The 14478-nt window shown below is 73.4% G+C and carries 11 protein-coding genes; 3 read left to right on the forward strand and 8 right to left on the reverse strand.

Annotation, left to right across the window (positions count from 1 at the left end):
* Positions 1–3: 3 nt before the first annotated feature.
* The 6 genes from ACNNMR_RS13645 to leuS form a co-directional block, all read right to left on the reverse strand.
* Complete coding sequence (locus ACNNMR_RS13645; RefSeq protein WP_420000355.1) at positions 4–2733, reverse strand: ComEC/Rec2 family competence protein; 2730 nt, start codon at positions 2731–2733, stop codon at positions 4–6.
* 137 nt (positions 2734–2870) lie between these two features.
* Entirely contained in the window at positions 2871–3797 is a 927-nt protein-coding gene (locus tag ACNNMR_RS13650; protein ID WP_419994862.1) for a helix-hairpin-helix domain-containing protein, read from the reverse strand.
* Between the two features lie 722 nt (positions 3798–4519).
* A complete protein-coding gene (locus tag ACNNMR_RS13655; protein ID WP_419994863.1) occupies positions 4520–4696 on the reverse strand; it encodes a hypothetical protein in 177 nt (58 codons plus the stop codon).
* A 183-nt stretch (positions 4697–4879) separates the two neighbouring features.
* On the reverse strand, positions 4880–5737 hold the full coding sequence (locus ACNNMR_RS13660) for a DegV family protein (protein WP_419994864.1): 858 nt from the start codon (positions 5735–5737) through the stop codon (positions 4880–4882).
* A gap of 72 nt (positions 5738–5809) precedes the next feature.
* On the reverse strand, positions 5810–6580 hold the full coding sequence (locus ACNNMR_RS13665; RefSeq protein WP_419994865.1) for a hypothetical protein: 771 nt from the start codon (positions 6578–6580) through the stop codon (positions 5810–5812).
* Positions 6581–6755: 175 nt separating this feature from the next.
* Entirely contained in the window at positions 6756–9593 is a 2838-nt protein-coding gene (gene leuS / locus ACNNMR_RS13670; protein WP_419994866.1) for a leucine--tRNA ligase, read from the reverse strand.
* A gap of 421 nt (positions 9594–10014) precedes the next feature.
* On the opposite strand from leuS, the gene ACNNMR_RS13675 reads away from it, so the two are divergent.
* From ACNNMR_RS13675 to ACNNMR_RS13685, 3 genes are all read left to right on the forward strand, one after another.
* A complete protein-coding gene (locus tag ACNNMR_RS13675; RefSeq protein ID WP_419994867.1) occupies positions 10015–11226 on the forward strand; it encodes a hypothetical protein in 1212 nt (403 codons plus the stop codon).
* Positions 11223–12809: an NADH-ubiquinone oxidoreductase-F iron-sulfur binding region domain-containing protein gene (locus tag ACNNMR_RS13680; RefSeq protein WP_419994868.1), complete on the forward strand. Its 1587-nt coding sequence runs from the start codon at positions 11223–11225 to the stop codon at positions 12807–12809. The genes ACNNMR_RS13675 and ACNNMR_RS13680 overlap by 4 nt, the downstream gene beginning before the upstream one ends.
* 75 nt (positions 12810–12884) lie before the next feature.
* Complete coding sequence (locus ACNNMR_RS13685) at positions 12885–13109, forward strand: EF-hand domain-containing protein (protein WP_419994869.1); 225 nt, start codon at positions 12885–12887, stop codon at positions 13107–13109.
* 100 nt (positions 13110–13209) lie between these two features.
* On the opposite strand, the gene ACNNMR_RS13690 is transcribed toward ACNNMR_RS13685, so the two are convergent.
* Positions 13210–13533 (reverse strand): hypothetical protein, encoded by a 324-nt coding sequence (locus ACNNMR_RS13690; RefSeq protein WP_419994870.1) that lies wholly within the window; start codon positions 13531–13533, stop codon positions 13210–13212.
* A gap of 294 nt (positions 13534–13827) precedes the next feature.
* A complete protein-coding gene (locus tag ACNNMR_RS13695) occupies positions 13828–14469 on the reverse strand; it encodes a class I SAM-dependent methyltransferase (protein WP_419994871.1) in 642 nt (213 codons plus the stop codon).
* Between the last annotated feature and the right edge of the window lie 9 nt (positions 14470–14478).

A 14478-nucleotide genomic window follows, 5' to 3' on the forward strand; every position in this document is an offset into this window, starting at 1 on the left:
AAGCTACCTTTCTAAAGAAGTCTTTACAAGCAGTCGAGGGCGATCTGCTTCCTTGTCAGCGCCCGGCCGCCGCCCCGCGACCACGGCCACGGCCCCGTCCAGGTCCGTGCGGAGCACGCTCGCGCCCTGGCCGGCGAGGGCCGCGAGAGTGCGCGGGGAGGGGTGACCGTACGGATTGCGCCTGCCGACGCTCAGCAGGGCGAGGCGGGGGTGGAGGCGCTGCTGGAGGGACGGGTCCTGGTACGAGCTGCCGTGGTGCGCGACCTTCAGTACGTCCACGGCGGGGAGGTCCGGGTGGGCGGTGAGGAGTTGCTGCTGGGCGGGTGGCTCGAGGTCGCCTGGGAGGAAGAGGGTGAGGCCTGCGGTGCGGACTAGGAGGGTGACGCTGGCGTCGTTGACGTCCTCGAAGTGCGGCTCGCCTGCGTCGCCTGCGGGGGCTTGGGCGGGAGGCCACAGCACTTGCCACCTGAGGTCCGGACCGAGGCGGCGGCGCTCCCCCGCCGCCGCCGTGATCACCGGGATGCGGGCAGAGGCGGCGGTGCGGCGTACGAAGGCCGCCTGGCCGGGTGGTTCGGCGTAGGTGGTCGTCTGGATCGCGCCGATCGCGCGGCCGCGCAGCGCGCCGGGGAGGCCGTCGACGTGGTCGGCGTGGAAGTGGGTCAGGATCAGCAGGGGGATGCGGTCCACGCCCAGGCGGCGCAGGCAGCGATCGACGAGCCGCGGCTCGGGCCCGGTATCGATCACCACGGCGGTCCCCGGCCGCCGCGTGGCGAGGACGAGTGCGTCCCCCTGCCCGACGTCACAGGCGACCAACCGCCAGCCGGGTGGCGGCCACCCGGTGAGCACGCGCGTGAGCGGCGGCGGCCGGACGACGGCTAGCAGCAGGAGCAGCACGACGCCACCCGCGAGCCATGGCGTGGGGCGGCGGGAGAGCGGGGGCGGTGGTCCCGCGCCCGGCGCATCCGGTCCCGCACCAGGAACGTCCGCCCCCACACCCAGAGGTGACCGGCGGGCCGCCCTGCTCCGCAGCAGCCGCGGGCCCGCGCCGAGTACGAGGGCGGTAAGTGCCGCGAGCAGCAGGCCTCCTGCCCAGCCGCCGGGCCATCTGACCTCGGCTCCGGGCAGCGCGGCACCGGTACGGGCAACGCCGGCGATCCACTCGGCGGGCAACGCCGCCGGCCAGGCAGCCGCCTTGGCGAGCGGCAGCGACAGCGGTGCGGCGGCGAGCGCGGCGAAGCCGAGCACGGTGGCCGGGGCCACGGCGAGCTCGGCAAGGAGGTTGCAGGGGACGGCGACCAGGCCGACCCGAGCGGCGAGGACCGCGACCACGGGCGCACACGCAGCCTGGGCGGCGGCAGCCGCCGCCAGCACCTCGGCGAGGCGGGGCGGCAGGCCGCGCCTGCGCAGGGCGGAGCTCCAGCGCGGGGCGATGGTGAGCAGCGCGCCGGTGGCGAGTACGGACAGCAGGAAGCCGAAGTCTCGTGCCAGCCAAGGGTCGTAAAGGACGAGCAACAGCACGGCGGCGGCCAGCGCGGGCAACAGTGAGCGGCGGCGCCCGGTGCCAATGGCGACCAGCGTGATCAGCCCGCAGGCGGCTGCGCGCAGCACGCTGGGCTCCGGGCGGCACACGACGACGAAGCCGAGGGTGAGCGCGCCGCCGAGGAGCGCGGTGCCGCGCAGGGATATCCCGACGCGCGGCGCCAGCCCGCGCCGCTCGGGGCGGGTGGCCAGGTGCGGAGGCCCGATGAGCACGGCCAGGAGAATGGTGAAGTTCGCGCCCGAGACGGCGAGCAGATGGGTGAGGTCGGTGGCGTGGAAGGCCTCGTCGAGCTCGGCGGGGATGCGCGTGGTGTCGCCGATGACGAGCCCGGGAAGCAGCGCACGAGCATCTGCAGGCAGCCCGTCGGTGGCCCGCCGCAGCCCCGCCCGCAATGCGCCTGCGGCGCGCTGGAGGGTGGTGGGAGTGCGGGTGATGGCGGGCGCCGGGGCCTCTGCGCCCACGACCCGGAGGACCGCGGCGATGCGGTCGCCCCCGGGACCGGCACGGGTCGCCGGGGCGAGACGCGCTTGAACGCGCACACGCGTGGAGGGCAGCAGCTGCAGCCAGGCCTGCTGCCAGGCGGTGGCCCGCTGCGGGGAGTGGGAGGTGTCCTCCCCAGGGCTGGGACGGTGCTGCACGATCAGCAGGACCGGTGTGCGGGTGGCAGTGGGTGACTTCGGTGGTGCGCCGGAAGGCGTCACGCGGAGCGCCTCGGCCTCGGCCACGATGCCCGCCGGTGCGCGGGTGGCGCCGCTGACGTGTGGGCGGGTGGGGCGCGGGTCTGTGGTGAGTTCGAGCTCGACGGTGGCGTGGGCGTAGGTGCGCGCCAGGGCCGGGAGCGGACCGCTGCGCGCCTGCGCCCCGTGCAACGCCGCCGTGGTGGCGGCTGCCGTGGCGCAGAGGAGAGCGAGGGCAACCGCTCGCAGCCTCGACGGCGGGGGCGGCACCGGCACGGATTGGTGTGGTGCCGTCGGTCGCATTGCCGGCTCTGACCGTCCCGAGGCCCCGGTTCTGTCCCGTTGCCGGGCGACGAGCAGCAAGGCTGCTGCGATGGCCACCGCCGTCCCGCACGCAACCACCACCACCGCTGCGGGTGCCGTCAGCGCGGCTGCCGCAGCCGCCCAAGCCGCCAACGCAGGCGGGAGCAGGCGGAGATCCGCCGGGCCGTCCGCATGGGGGTCAGAGGCGCCCATCGGAGAGTTCGCCGCCGCGTGCACCGGAGAGCGGGCGGAATTGGCCGTGCTCGCCGAAGCGGGGGTGCCGGCGGCCGTGGCGGTGGCAGTGGACGTGGTTGTGAGGCCGGACGTGGTCGTGGTCGTGGCTGGTCGGGTCATGGGCGGACCAGGGGCTTGAGGTCGGCGAAGCGGCGGTCGCCGATGCCGTTTACCTCGCGGAGCTGGTCGACGGAGGTGAAGCCGCCCTTCTGCGTGCGGAATTCGATGATGTGCTGGGCGAGTACGGGGCCGATGCCGGGCAGGGCGTCCAGTTGCTCGGCGGTGGCGGAGTTCAGGCTCAACGGGCTGCCAGGCGCACCGCCGAGGCCCGCCGAACCGGCCGCGCCCGCCGACGAGCCAGGCACACCGGCCGTCCCTCCCGTACCGGTCGCGCCGCCCGCCCCTCCTGCGCCCGAGGCGCCTGCCGCTGCGGCCGAGCCGGACGCTCCCGATCCACCGACGACGATCTGCTCGCCGTCCACGAGCAGACGGGCGCGGTTGAGCCCGCGCAGATCAGCCCCGGGGCGTACGCCGCCTGCCGCCTCAAGCGCGTCCTCCACACGGGTGCCGGGCGGCAAATGGTGCACGCCCGGGTCCCGCACCTTCCCGGTCACGTCGATCACCAGCCGGCGCCCGCCCGATCCGCCACCCGACGGCGGTTGGTCGTCCTGCGGGCCACCGCCCGCACCCGCCGCGGACGTCTGCACCTCGGCCCGCTGCGCGGCGGGCGGCGGACTGATCGCTTCCGGGCGCCCGGCCCAGAAGTGGTACGCAGCAAAGGCGACCGCGGCCACGAGTACGACGCCCAGCGCGGCCGCCGCGCGCGGCTCAACACCGCAGCGCAACTGCAGCCACAGCGGCAACCGGTCCCGCACGTCCTGCCACCAGCCGGACCTGACCGGACGACGTTCCTGAGCCACGTCCTCCGGCGAGCTTGCCGCCGGCCCGGACCGGCCCACACCCGCCGGCGGCGAGCCCGCTCCCGTTCCGGGCAGCGCCTCCGCGACTCCACGGGCCGCCCCCGCGGCTGCGCGGTCGGCCACTGCCTCAGCTGTTCGCCGGGGACTTGCGGCAGCCGACCGGCCAAGTGCTGGCCTCTCCTCCCATGACCGCCCCTTCTCTGCGGCCCGCTCAGGCCTCTGCTCCGCAGCTTGGCCAGACCTCTGCTCCGCAGCTCGGCCGGGCCTCTCCTCTGCAGCTCGGCCCGGCCGAGCGGCCAGGATCCCGCCCGGCAGGCCCGGTGGCACCCCGCCCCGCAACGCCACTGGTCCCGCCCGCGCCGACGGACCCGTACCTGCAGGGTCGTCGGCTGCATGGCGGCCCTGCGCACCTGCACGCCATTCCGCGGATCGCGACCGCAGTGCCACACCGCGACGCGGCCCCAGGCCGTATGGCGAGGTCGGATCGCCGCGCACAGCTGGGCTGCGGCGCGGGACCCGGCCACCGCGCAGCCCCCGGCGCCCGGAAGGGGCTAGCCCGACGCCCGCGGCCAACCCGCGATACGCCGCGCCCCGTCGCCCCGCATCTGCCTCCGCCGCGCCCTCGCGCTCACCCTCCCCCTCCGCTACTCCCTCGCGCGCACCATCCCGCTCGCCCTCCCCCTCCATCGCCTCATCCAGCGTCCGCTCCTCCCACCGCGGTGGAGCAGCTCGCCGCGGACGGCCTGCATCCCTCGGGACCGGGAGGCGGTTCCAGTCGCGGCGGCTGGGCGATGGGGTCGGCAGGTCCTTCAAGTCGAAGAGGGCCGCTGCACGGGCTCGATTGCTCACATCGCGGGAACGGACCCGCGCACGGCCCCGGAAACCGCCCGCACCCGCCGGTCCCCGCGGGTCAGCATCGCGGTCCCGCCCTCCGCCTCGACCCCGCCCACCCGGGCCACCCGATCCGCCCCGTCCACCCGGGCCAGCCGAGCCACCAGAACCACCCGCCCGACCCGGTCCACGGAGAAAGCGTGCCCGGGCGCGGTGGCGGATGCGGCTGTCGGGGGGGCCGCCCGGGCCCCTCGTTGCGATACGTGTGCTCATGTCCGGGGACGCTACGGCCACGCCGGACTGGCGAGTTGATCAAGCGGGAGAGCTGTGGATTACCTGCCGGTTGTGGAAAACCTCGTCACCCCCGAGCCCCATCACCCCCGCGACACCACAGCCCCCAGCAACCCCGGCCCCGTATGCGCCCCAATCACCGCACCCACCTCACTCAAGTGCAGCTCGCCCACCCCATCCCGCAGCGCAGGCACCCGCTCCCGCAGCCGTTCCGCCAGCAGCTCTGCCCGCTCAGCGGCCGCCAAGTGGTGGACGGCCACGTCCACCCGCTCCGCGCCCGCGCGGCCCACCACGATCTCCTCCAGCCGGGCGATCGCCTTCGATGCCGTGCGGACCTTCTCGCGCAGCTCGATCCGGCCGTTCTCCAGCTGCAGCAGTGGCTTCACCGCCAGCGCCGAACCCAGCAGCGCCTGGGCCGCGCCGATACGGCCGCCGCGGCGCAGGTAGTCCAACGTATCGACATAGAAATACGCCGATGTGCCCGCTGCACGCTTCTCCGCCGCCGCCACCGCCTCGTCGAGCGATGCACCCGCCGCCACCGCCTCAGCTGCCGCCAGCGCGCAGAAGCCCAGCGCCATCGCCACCATGCCGGTGTCCACGACCCGTACCGGCACCGGCGCGTCCTTCGCCGCCAGCACAGCCGCGTCGTACGTGCCCGAGAACTCCGCCGACAGGTGCAGCGACACCACCCCGGTCGCGCCCGCCTCCGCCGCCGCCCGGTACACCGACGCGAACTGCTCCGGGCTCGGCCGCGACGTCGTCACCGGGCGCCGCTTCTTCAGCGCCTCGGCGACCGAACGGGCCGAGATCTCCGTGCCCTCCTCCAGCGCGCGGTCGCCGAGGACCACCGTCAGCGGTACGGACGTGATGCCGTGCCGGCGCAGCGCCTGCGGCGGCAGATAGGCCGTGGAATCGGCGACGATCGCGACATCGGAGGACATGCTCAAGACATTACTGGGGGGCGGGCGTCCGCCGCACTGCGCCCTTGGCCGTAAACGCTTGCCGACCGGCGGTTACGCCGGCGACTCCGGCCGCCGCACCTTCTCGATCTTGTTGAGCAGCGCCTGGAACGCGTCCTGCGACAGCGACCCCGACTTGCCGTCAGTCAGCTCATCCTGGGACTGGGATTGGGGCTGGGACTGGGACTGGGCATCCCGGGCTTCGGGAACCTCCGACTTTCCCGCCGAGCCAGAACCCGAGCCAGAACCCGAACCCGAGCCCGACCCCGCCCCCTCATCCGCCGGCGCCCAATGCCGCAGCGCCCCCGCCTCGACCTCGATCTGCGCGCTCAGCGCCTCCAGGCCATCGCCCGCCGTATGCCGCCGCCGGTCCTGCGCCGCGAAGCGCAGCGAGTCCGCCGAGTTACGGATCCGCTGCGCCCGGCGTCGCGCCTCCGGCAGCCGGTCGGCGATCCGGCCCTTGTCCGGCTCGCGCTCCAGCTGGCGCAGCTCGCCGTCCAGCTGGCGGCCGAAGTCGTGCAGGCGGTCCAGGAGGTCGAGGGACTCGCGCAGCCCAGGGTCGCCCGGCACCGCGGTCTCCAGCTCGCGCCGGGTGGAGTCGATGGACTCGCGCAGCCCCAGGCGCAGCGCCGCGATCTCGCCGACCGGGCCGGGCTGCACCGCGCGGCGGGCGCGCAGCGACGTCTCCTCGACGGTGCGCCGGGTGTCCGAGACCGTACGCTCGACGCCGCGCTTGACCGCCCGCCCGGCCCGTACGGCGACGATCACCGCGAGGACCACGAACAGTGCCAGCAGCGCCGCGACCACCGCCACTCCGACCTCCATGAGGACTCCTCTCGCTCCGTCAGTCCCAGCGTAAAGGGAAAGGCAAGGTGCGGGGCCGTACGCGACCCTGGACCATCCCCCAGAACGACCCCACCCTGGGGATGAGCCAGACCTGAGGAGGACCCCGAGAGCGCGTACGTCACTCCCGGGGCTCAGCCGGCCATCCCGCGACCGCTCACACCACGATGTTGACCAGCTTCGGCGCCCGCACGATCACCTTGCGGATCTGCGCGTCGCCGATCGCCTTGACGATCGCCGGGTCGGCCAGCGCCGCCGCCTCCAGCTCCGCCTCCGCGATGGACGGCGGCACCTCCAGGCGCGCCTTGACCTTGCCCTTCACCTGTACGACGCAGGTCACCGTCTCGTCGACCACATAGCGCGGGTCCGCCTCCGGCAGCTGCTCGAAGACCACCGACGACTCGTGGCCCAGCTTGTGCCACAGCTCCTCGGCAATATGCGGAGCCAGCGGGGCGATCAGCTTGACCGTGTCCTCGGCGACCGAGCGCGGGACCGAGGACTGCTTGGTCAGGTGGTTGTTCAGCTCGGTGATCTTGGCAATCGCGGTGTTGAAGCGCAGGCCGTCCATGTCGGCGCCGGCGCCGTCGATCGCCTTGTGCAGGGCGCGCAGCGTGGCCTCGTCCGGCTCCTCGTCGACGACGGTGACCGCGCCCGTTCCCTCGTCCACCACATTGCGCCACAGCCGCTGCAGCAGCCGGAACTGGCCGACCACCGCCCGGTCGTCCCACGGCCGCGAGACGTCCAGCGGGCCCATCGCCATCTCGTACAGCCGCAGCGTGTCCGCGCCGTACTCGTCGAAGATCTCGTCCGGCGTGACGGCGTTCTTCAGCGACTTGCCGATCTTGCCCAGCTCGCGGGAGACCTTCACGCCCTCGAAGTACCAGCCGTCCTCGCGCTCCTCGACCTCGGCGGCCGGGACCGGGAAGCCGCGGTCGTCGCGGTAGACGTACGCCTGGATCATGCCCTGGTTGAACAGCTTGTGGAACGGCTCGGGGGACGAGATGTGCCCCAGGTCGAACAGCACCTTCGACCACATACGCGCGTACAGCAGGTGCAGCACCGCGTGCTCCTGGCCGCCGACGTACAGGTCGACGCCGCCGTGCGGCTTCGCCGCCGTCGGGCCCATCCAGTACTTCTCCAGGTCGGGCCTGACCAGCTGCTCGTCATTGTGCGGGTCCAGGTAGCGCAGCTCGTACCAGCAGGATCCTGCCCAGTTGGGCATGGTGTTGGTCTCGCGCCGGTAGCGCTTCACGCCATCGCCCCGGCCCAGATCCAGGTCTACGTACACCCAGTCCTCGTTACGGGACAGCGGGGTCTCCGGCTGGGTGTTCGCGTCGTCGGGGTCGAAGGTGCGCGGGGAGTAGTCCTCGACCTCGGGCAGCTCCAGGGGCAGCATCGACTCGGGCAGCGGGTGCGCGACGTCGTTCTCGTCGTAGACGATCGGGAAGGGCTCGCCCCAGTAGCGCTGCCGGCTGAACAGCCAGTCGCGCAGCCTGTAGTTCACCGTCGCCTCGCCGTGGCCCTCCGCCACCAGCCAGTCGATGATCTTCCGCTTGGCCTCGTCGATGTCCAGGCCGTCCAGGGAGATGCCGTCGCCTGCCGAGTTAATGGCGGCACCCTCGCCCGTGTACGCCTTGCCGTCGAAGCCCTCGGACGGCTGCACGGTACGGATGATCGGCAGCTCGAAGGCCTCGGCGAAGTCCCAGTCGCGCTGGTCCTGGCCGGGTACGGCCATGATCGCGCCGGTGCCGTAGCCCATCAGCACGTAGTCGGCGATAAAGACCGGAACGCGGGCGCCGTTCACCGGGTTGATGGCGTACGCACCCGTGAAGACGCCGGTCTTGTCCTTGGCCTCGGCCTGCCGCTCCACGTCCGACTTGGCGGCCGCCTGGGCGCGGTACTTCGCCACCGCCTCGACCGGGGTGGCGTGGCCACCGGTCCACACGTCGTGAGTGCCCTCGGGCCAGGCGGCCGGGGTGACCTGCTCGACCAGGGGGTGCTCGGGCGCCAGCACCATGTAGGTGGCGCCGAAGACGGTGTCGGGGCGGGTGGTGAAGACCTCGATCGCGCCGGCATCCCCTACCGGGAAGCTGATCTTCGCACCATGGCTGCGACCGATCCAGTTGCGCTGCTGCAGCTTGATCGCCTCGGGCCAGTCCAGGCCGTCCAGGTCGTCGATCAGGCGGTCCGCGTACGCCGTGATGCGCATGTTCCACTGGCGCAGCTTGGCCTTGAAGACCGGGAAGTTGCCGCGCTCGGAGCGGCCGTCGGCGGTGACCTCCTCATTCGCCAGTACGGTGCCCAGGCCCGGGCACCAGTTGACGGGCGAGTCGGAGGCGTAGGCCAGGCGGTAGCCGCTCAGGACGTTCGCGCGCTCGATCTCGCTCAGCTCGCCCCAGGGGCGGCCGTCGGGGGTCTTACGGGCGCCGGACTCGAACTGCTCGATCAGGGTCGCGATCGGCCGCGCCTTGTCCTGCTCCTGGTCGTACCAGGAATTGAAGATCTGCAGGAAGATCCACTGGGTCCACTTGTAGTAGTCCGGGTCGATCGTCGCGAACGACCGGTTGTTGTCGTGGCCCAGGCCCAGCCGGCGCAGCTGGCCCTTCATCGTCTTGATGTTGGCTTCCGTGGTGATACGCGGATGCGTGCCGGTCTGCACCGCGAACTGCTCCGCGGGCAGGCCGAAGGCGTCGAAGCCCAGGGTGTGCAGGACGTTCTTGCCGGTCATGCGCTGGTAGCGGGCGAAGACGTCGGTCGCGATGTACCCCAGGGGGTGGCCGACGTGCAGGCCCGCACCCGAGGGGTACGGGAACATGTCCATGATGAACTGGTGCGGCTTCTCGGAGCCCGCGACCTTGTCGTCATCGACCTCATACGTGCCGTTCCGCTCCCAGACGTCCTGCCAGCGTGCCTCGATGTCGGCCGCCAGGGCGGCCGTGTAGCGGTGCGGGTTGGCTGCCGCCTCGGCGTTGGGGGCGGGCGTGTTCTCGCTCATCGTCGTCAAAGCTCCATCGGGATCGTCTTACGCCATGTCTGCGGACTTGCGGGTTCGCTTCGTGCAGGAACGAAAAAACCCCTCGCACAGGAGGGGTCGCCGCGCTGAGTGTTCCCTGGATTCAGCGCGGCCCGCTAAGCAGAAGGCGTACGGCACGCATGCGGTCAGGGTAGCGCATGCGCGGGTGGGGGGCCGACCGGCTTTGGGGCGGTGCGGGAGCGGCGACGGCGGGGTTCCGGGTCCATCGGGGCGCTGAGGGCGCTGAGGGCGCTGAGGGCGCTGAGGGCGCTGAGGGCACTGCTGGCGCTTCTGGAGGCGGGGAGGAGCGGGCCGGTCGGACGCTAGCAGGGTGCGGGGTGGTGGCGGCGCGTATTGGCGCAACTGCGGTCCGGTGCGGTGGCGGCGGCCTAGCGTGCCGCCCATGCGAGGCTTCCTCGACTACGCGGCCGGGGTGTTCACCCTGGTCCTGCTGACCGCCGCGGTGTGCTGGGGACTGCTCGCCGGCGAGCGTACGGCCCTGGCGACGGCCCGGCACCGGCTGCTCGCGCAGGCGATCCACCGGGCCACGGCGGTGGCGGCGCTGGGGGCGCTCGCGCTGCACGTGGGGGTGAAGGTGGCGGAGGCGCGGGTGGGGGTGCGGGGGGTGCTGGTGCCTTTTGCCGCGGGCGGCCGGGCTGGTGTCGACGGCCGGGCGCTGGTCATCGGCATCGGCAGCCTGGCGGCGTGGCTGCTGCTCGCGGCGGTGGTGACGGGGGTGCTGCGCGGGGCGCTGGCGGGCCGGGGGCGCGCGTCGGCGCGCTGGCGCGCGCTGCACGCGTGCGCCTATCCGGCGTGGTGCGCGGCCTTGGTACACGGCCTGAAGTCGGGCCGCGAGCCGGCGGGTTGGGTGACGGCGTCGTACGCAATGAGCCTGGCGGCGGTGGCGGGGGTGCTGGCATGGCGGTGCGCGCGGGGGCGGGGGACGTGGGGGCTGGGGGCGCGGAGCGCCCGGAGTGCCCGGGGTGTGCGAGGTGCGCCGGAGGCGCGGGGGGCGGGTGGCGGGCAGGGGGCGTTGGATGCGGGGGCGGCGTACGGGCTGCTCGCGGAGCCGAGCGGGGGCGGTCGGGGCGGTCGGGGCGGTCGGGGCGAGATTCCGGCGTGGCCGGGGGGCGGCGACGCATCGCGCTGGGGAGGCCTACCGGCCGACGACGCATCGCGCTGGGGAGGCCTGCCGGCCGGCGACGCCTGGAGGGGGCTCCGTACGGACGACGCCCGGCCACGGCTCCGTACGGACCCGGACGCCGCCAACCCGGTGGACTCAGACGCGCCCATACGCCCAAACCACCAAGGCCTCGCCTACCGCCCCTGGCTCGCACTCCCTCAGCCCGTACCCACCCCCGCCCCGCCATGGCGCGCCCCCACCCCGCGTCCGCCCCGTCCCGGGACCACCACACCCGGAGCGATGCCACCCGCCGTCGGCAGCACCTCGCCGCCCTGGGCCCCGCGTCACGAGGGCAGCACCTCGCCACCTTGGATCCCGCGTCACGAGGACGACACCTCGCCACCTTGGATCCCGCGCCACGAGGACGACACTTCGCCGCCTAGATCCCCCCACCACGACGCCGACGGCACCATCCAAGGCGGCACCCCATGACCCCGGACACCCCCACCCCCGACTTCAGCACCCCCGGCCTCCGCACCCTCGGCCTCCCCCGCCTAACCGCCGGCCTCACCCCCGGCGCACCGCGCCTCACCCACCGCGCACACCTCGCCGCCCACGGCCGCCTCTCACCGCTCCCCCTCCCCGACCTGATCTCCCTCACCGAGGCCATCGCCCTACGCGGCCGCGGCGGCGCCGCATTCGCGATGGCCCGGAAGCTGCGCGCGGTCGCCGCCGCGACGGACGGCGCCGGGGAACGTCCCCGCCCCACCGTCATCGTCAACGGCTGCGAAGGCGAACCCGCCTCCTTCAAGGACACCGTCCTCCTCACCCGCACCCCCCACCTCGTCCTGGACGGCGCCCTGCTTGCCGCGGCCGCCCTGGGCGCGGACACGGTCGCGTTCGGCGTCGCCCGCCCGCGGGCCGAGGCCTGCATACGGGCCGCCCTGGCGGAACGCGGTCTGCACCGGCGCGGCGCCGGCAGCCGCAGCCGCAGCCGCTCGCTGCGCCACCGCGCGCCCCAGACCTCCGTCGTGCGCGTACCCGAGCGCATGGTCTCCGGCGAAGCCTCCGCCCTCCTCCGCGCGGTCCGCGGCGGCCCCTCCCTCCCCGCCGGCGCCGCGGCCCGCGCACACGCCAGCGACGAAGGCGTGCTGCTCTGCAACGCCGAGACGTACGCCCAGCTCGCCATCGCCGCCCGCCTGGGCGCCGACGCGTACGCCACCACCGGCATCCCCGCCGAGCCCGGCACCCTCCTCCTCACCCTCTCCGGCGGCGTCCCCGCGACGACCGTCGTCGAGGCCCCGACGGGGACCCCGCTCGCGTACCTGCTCCAGGCCCTGGGCGCCGCCCCCGACCTCTCCGGCGTGCTGATCGGCGGCTACCACGGCGCCTGGGCCGACCCGTACGCCGCGCGGGAGATCTCGCTCGCCCACACCACCCTGGCCGCGAGCGGCCGCACCCTCGGCGCCGGCGCGATACTCCCCCTCCCCGCCTCGACCTGCCCCCTGGGCGAGACCGCCCGCGTCGCGCACTGGCTGGCGGCCGAGTCCGCGGGCCAGTGCGGCCCCTGCCGCCTGGGCCTGCCGACGCTCGCCGGGCAGCTGGACGCGGTGGTACGGGGCGAGGGCCGGGCCCCGCTGGCGGCGCTGCGGGACACGGCGCGGTCGGTCCGCCGGCGCGGCGCCTGCAAGCACCCGGACGGCTCGTCCCGGATGGTGCTCTCGGCGCTGGCCGCCTTCACGGACGACCTGGCCGCACACGTCCTCGGCGCGGGCTGCGGCCGCCCGGTGCAGGGCGTGCTGCCACTGCCGGGGACACCAGGCACGGCTGCCCCGCCCGGCAGTGGCACCCCATCGCCATCCGACCTCACGGACCCGCCCGCCGCCCGCCTCACCGTGGACTGGACGCTCTGCGAAGCACACGGCCTGTGCGCCGACCTGCTCCCCGAGGCCGTACGCCTGGACGCCGACGGCTACCCGTCCCGCACCGACACCCCACTCCCCGCACACCTCACGGCCCGCGCCCGCCAGGCGGTCCACCGCTGCCCCGCGCTGGCGCTGCGCCTGACGCGGTGACGGCCGCTGATCGGCTCGTCGTAGGGTGGGCACGCATTTGCGATAATCCTTTCTTGAGCAGCAGGAGGTAGCCCCGTGGCCGACGAGACGGCAGCGCGCAAGGTCTTCGACAAGTTCGACCTCAACGGGGACGGCCAGGTCACCGCCGCGGAATTCCAGCAGGTCATGCTGGAACTGGGCGACCTCGACTACACGGTAGGCATGGCCCAGGCAGTCCTGAACTCCAAGGACCGCGACGCCAACGGCACCCTGTCCTTCGAGGAGTTCCTGGAGGTCTACAAGGCCGCCGAGAACAACTGACGCTGCCTGCCCACTCGTGGCCCCGCGGCCGCGGGTGGGCACGCGGGAGTGCCAAGCCGCGCGCTCGGACCACGAAACCCGGCTGCGGCCGGGTAATGCTTCAGTCCGGACAGTCCCCTCGGTGCACGATCCATGTCGAGTGGTCGGACGGGTCGACGCCGGCCCACCTCAGCGCGGCTACGTCGAGGGCGGAGAGCAGTTCCGGATCGATAGCACCGCACACGTCCGTATGGGCGCGGCACAGCTCCTTGCTCGCACGCCACGCCATGTCCTGGGCGATCAACTCGGCGTCCGGGCTGCGAAAGTGCTTCGCCCCGGCCAGTAATCGCTTGGCGACCTTGTCGGGGAGGCTGAGCATGCGCCGCTCGGCCTCGATGTCGGCCTGACGGTCACGATGATCACGCGCGGCCTTCACAGCGGCCACGGCGGCGAGCACGGCCACCCCGACTTCGGATGCATTCTCCGGACAATCACGCCACGACCTGGCCTCTGCCGCGGTGAGCGGCTCCTCGCGCCCGGACTGCCGTATGGCCTCGGCAACGACGCGTCGCTTGACTCCGAGCACCCCGGACACAGGCCCTGGGCACAGATACCGATCACTTCCCGGCTGCACGGGCCGGCGCTCTCGCTTCGACACAACGGGTCCCCCTCCGCAGTTGCTTCCGCGATGCCCAAGCGTGCCAGGCGGGTCTGACAACTCCCGCCGCCACGGGGACGATCAGCGCGCTTCCGCCGCAGGTTCCGCGACGCCGACGATGAAGTTGCCCCGGAGCCGGACGTCGGCGGACCAGCCCAGCCCCGCGAGGTCGTCGGTAAGGGCGCCCGGGTCGTGGAAGATCTTCACGATGCGATACCGGCTGCCGTCCTCCAATTGCCGCACTGTCGAGGCGACTTCCTCACGTACGGCCTCAGCGGGCCCCTCGTCGACGAAGACCACCTTGCCGCCCGGCGCGAGCGCGCCCGCGACAGTGCTCCAGAACGCGCCCGATCTGGAAGCCGGCACATGCGAGAGCCAGAAGGCGAAGAAGACGGTGTCATAGCGGCGCGGCGGCTGCCACGCGAAGATGTCGGCCTGGGCGAAGCGCGCGTTGGCGGCAGCAGTCCGGCTACGGGCAATCTCCAGCACCTCGGGCGACGCATCGAGCACGGTTACCGTCCGCGCCCGCCCGGCGAGCCCCTGCGTCCACTGCCCCGTCCCACAGGCCAGCTCCAGCACATCCCCCGCAATGGGGAGCTCATCCACCACGCCCCGTAAGTCCCGCAGATCCGCACGCTCGTCATAGACCCGGTCGTACTCACCGGCCCGGGCCCGGTAGTAGGTGACCTGCTCGGCAAGAAGCGCATCGTCTTCTGTTGTCATGCCCCGAAC

This window comes from Streptomyces boninensis, from assembly GCF_048572725.1.
In the GTDB taxonomy this organism is placed as follows: Bacteria; Actinomycetota; Actinomycetes; order Streptomycetales; family Streptomycetaceae; genus Streptomyces; species Streptomyces boninensis.

Excerpts from the sequence above, each read along its gene's own strand:
- ACNNMR_RS13645 (WP_420000355.1), bottom strand. The coding sequence starts at position 2,733 with ATGGGCGCCTCTGACCCCCATGCGGACGGCCCGGCGGATCTCCGCCTG.
- ACNNMR_RS13660 (WP_419994864.1), bottom strand. The coding sequence starts at position 5,737 with ATGTCCTCCGATGTCGCGATCGTCGCCGATTCCACGGCCTATCTGCCG.
- ACNNMR_RS13665 (WP_419994865.1), bottom strand. The coding sequence starts at position 6,580 with ATGGAGGTCGGAGTGGCGGTGGTCGCGGCGCTGCTGGCACTGTTCGTG.
- leuS (WP_419994866.1), bottom strand. The coding sequence starts at position 9,593 with ATGAGCGAGAACACGCCCGCCCCCAACGCCGAGGCGGCAGCCAACCCG.
- ACNNMR_RS13675 (WP_419994867.1), top strand. The coding sequence starts at position 10,015 with ATGCGAGGCTTCCTCGACTACGCGGCCGGGGTGTTCACCCTGGTCCTG.
- ACNNMR_RS13680 (WP_419994868.1), top strand. The coding sequence starts at position 11,223 with ATGACCCCGGACACCCCCACCCCCGACTTCAGCACCCCCGGCCTCCGC.
- ACNNMR_RS13695 (WP_419994871.1), bottom strand. The coding sequence starts at position 14,469 with ATGACAACAGAAGACGATGCGCTTCTTGCCGAGCAGGTCACCTACTAC.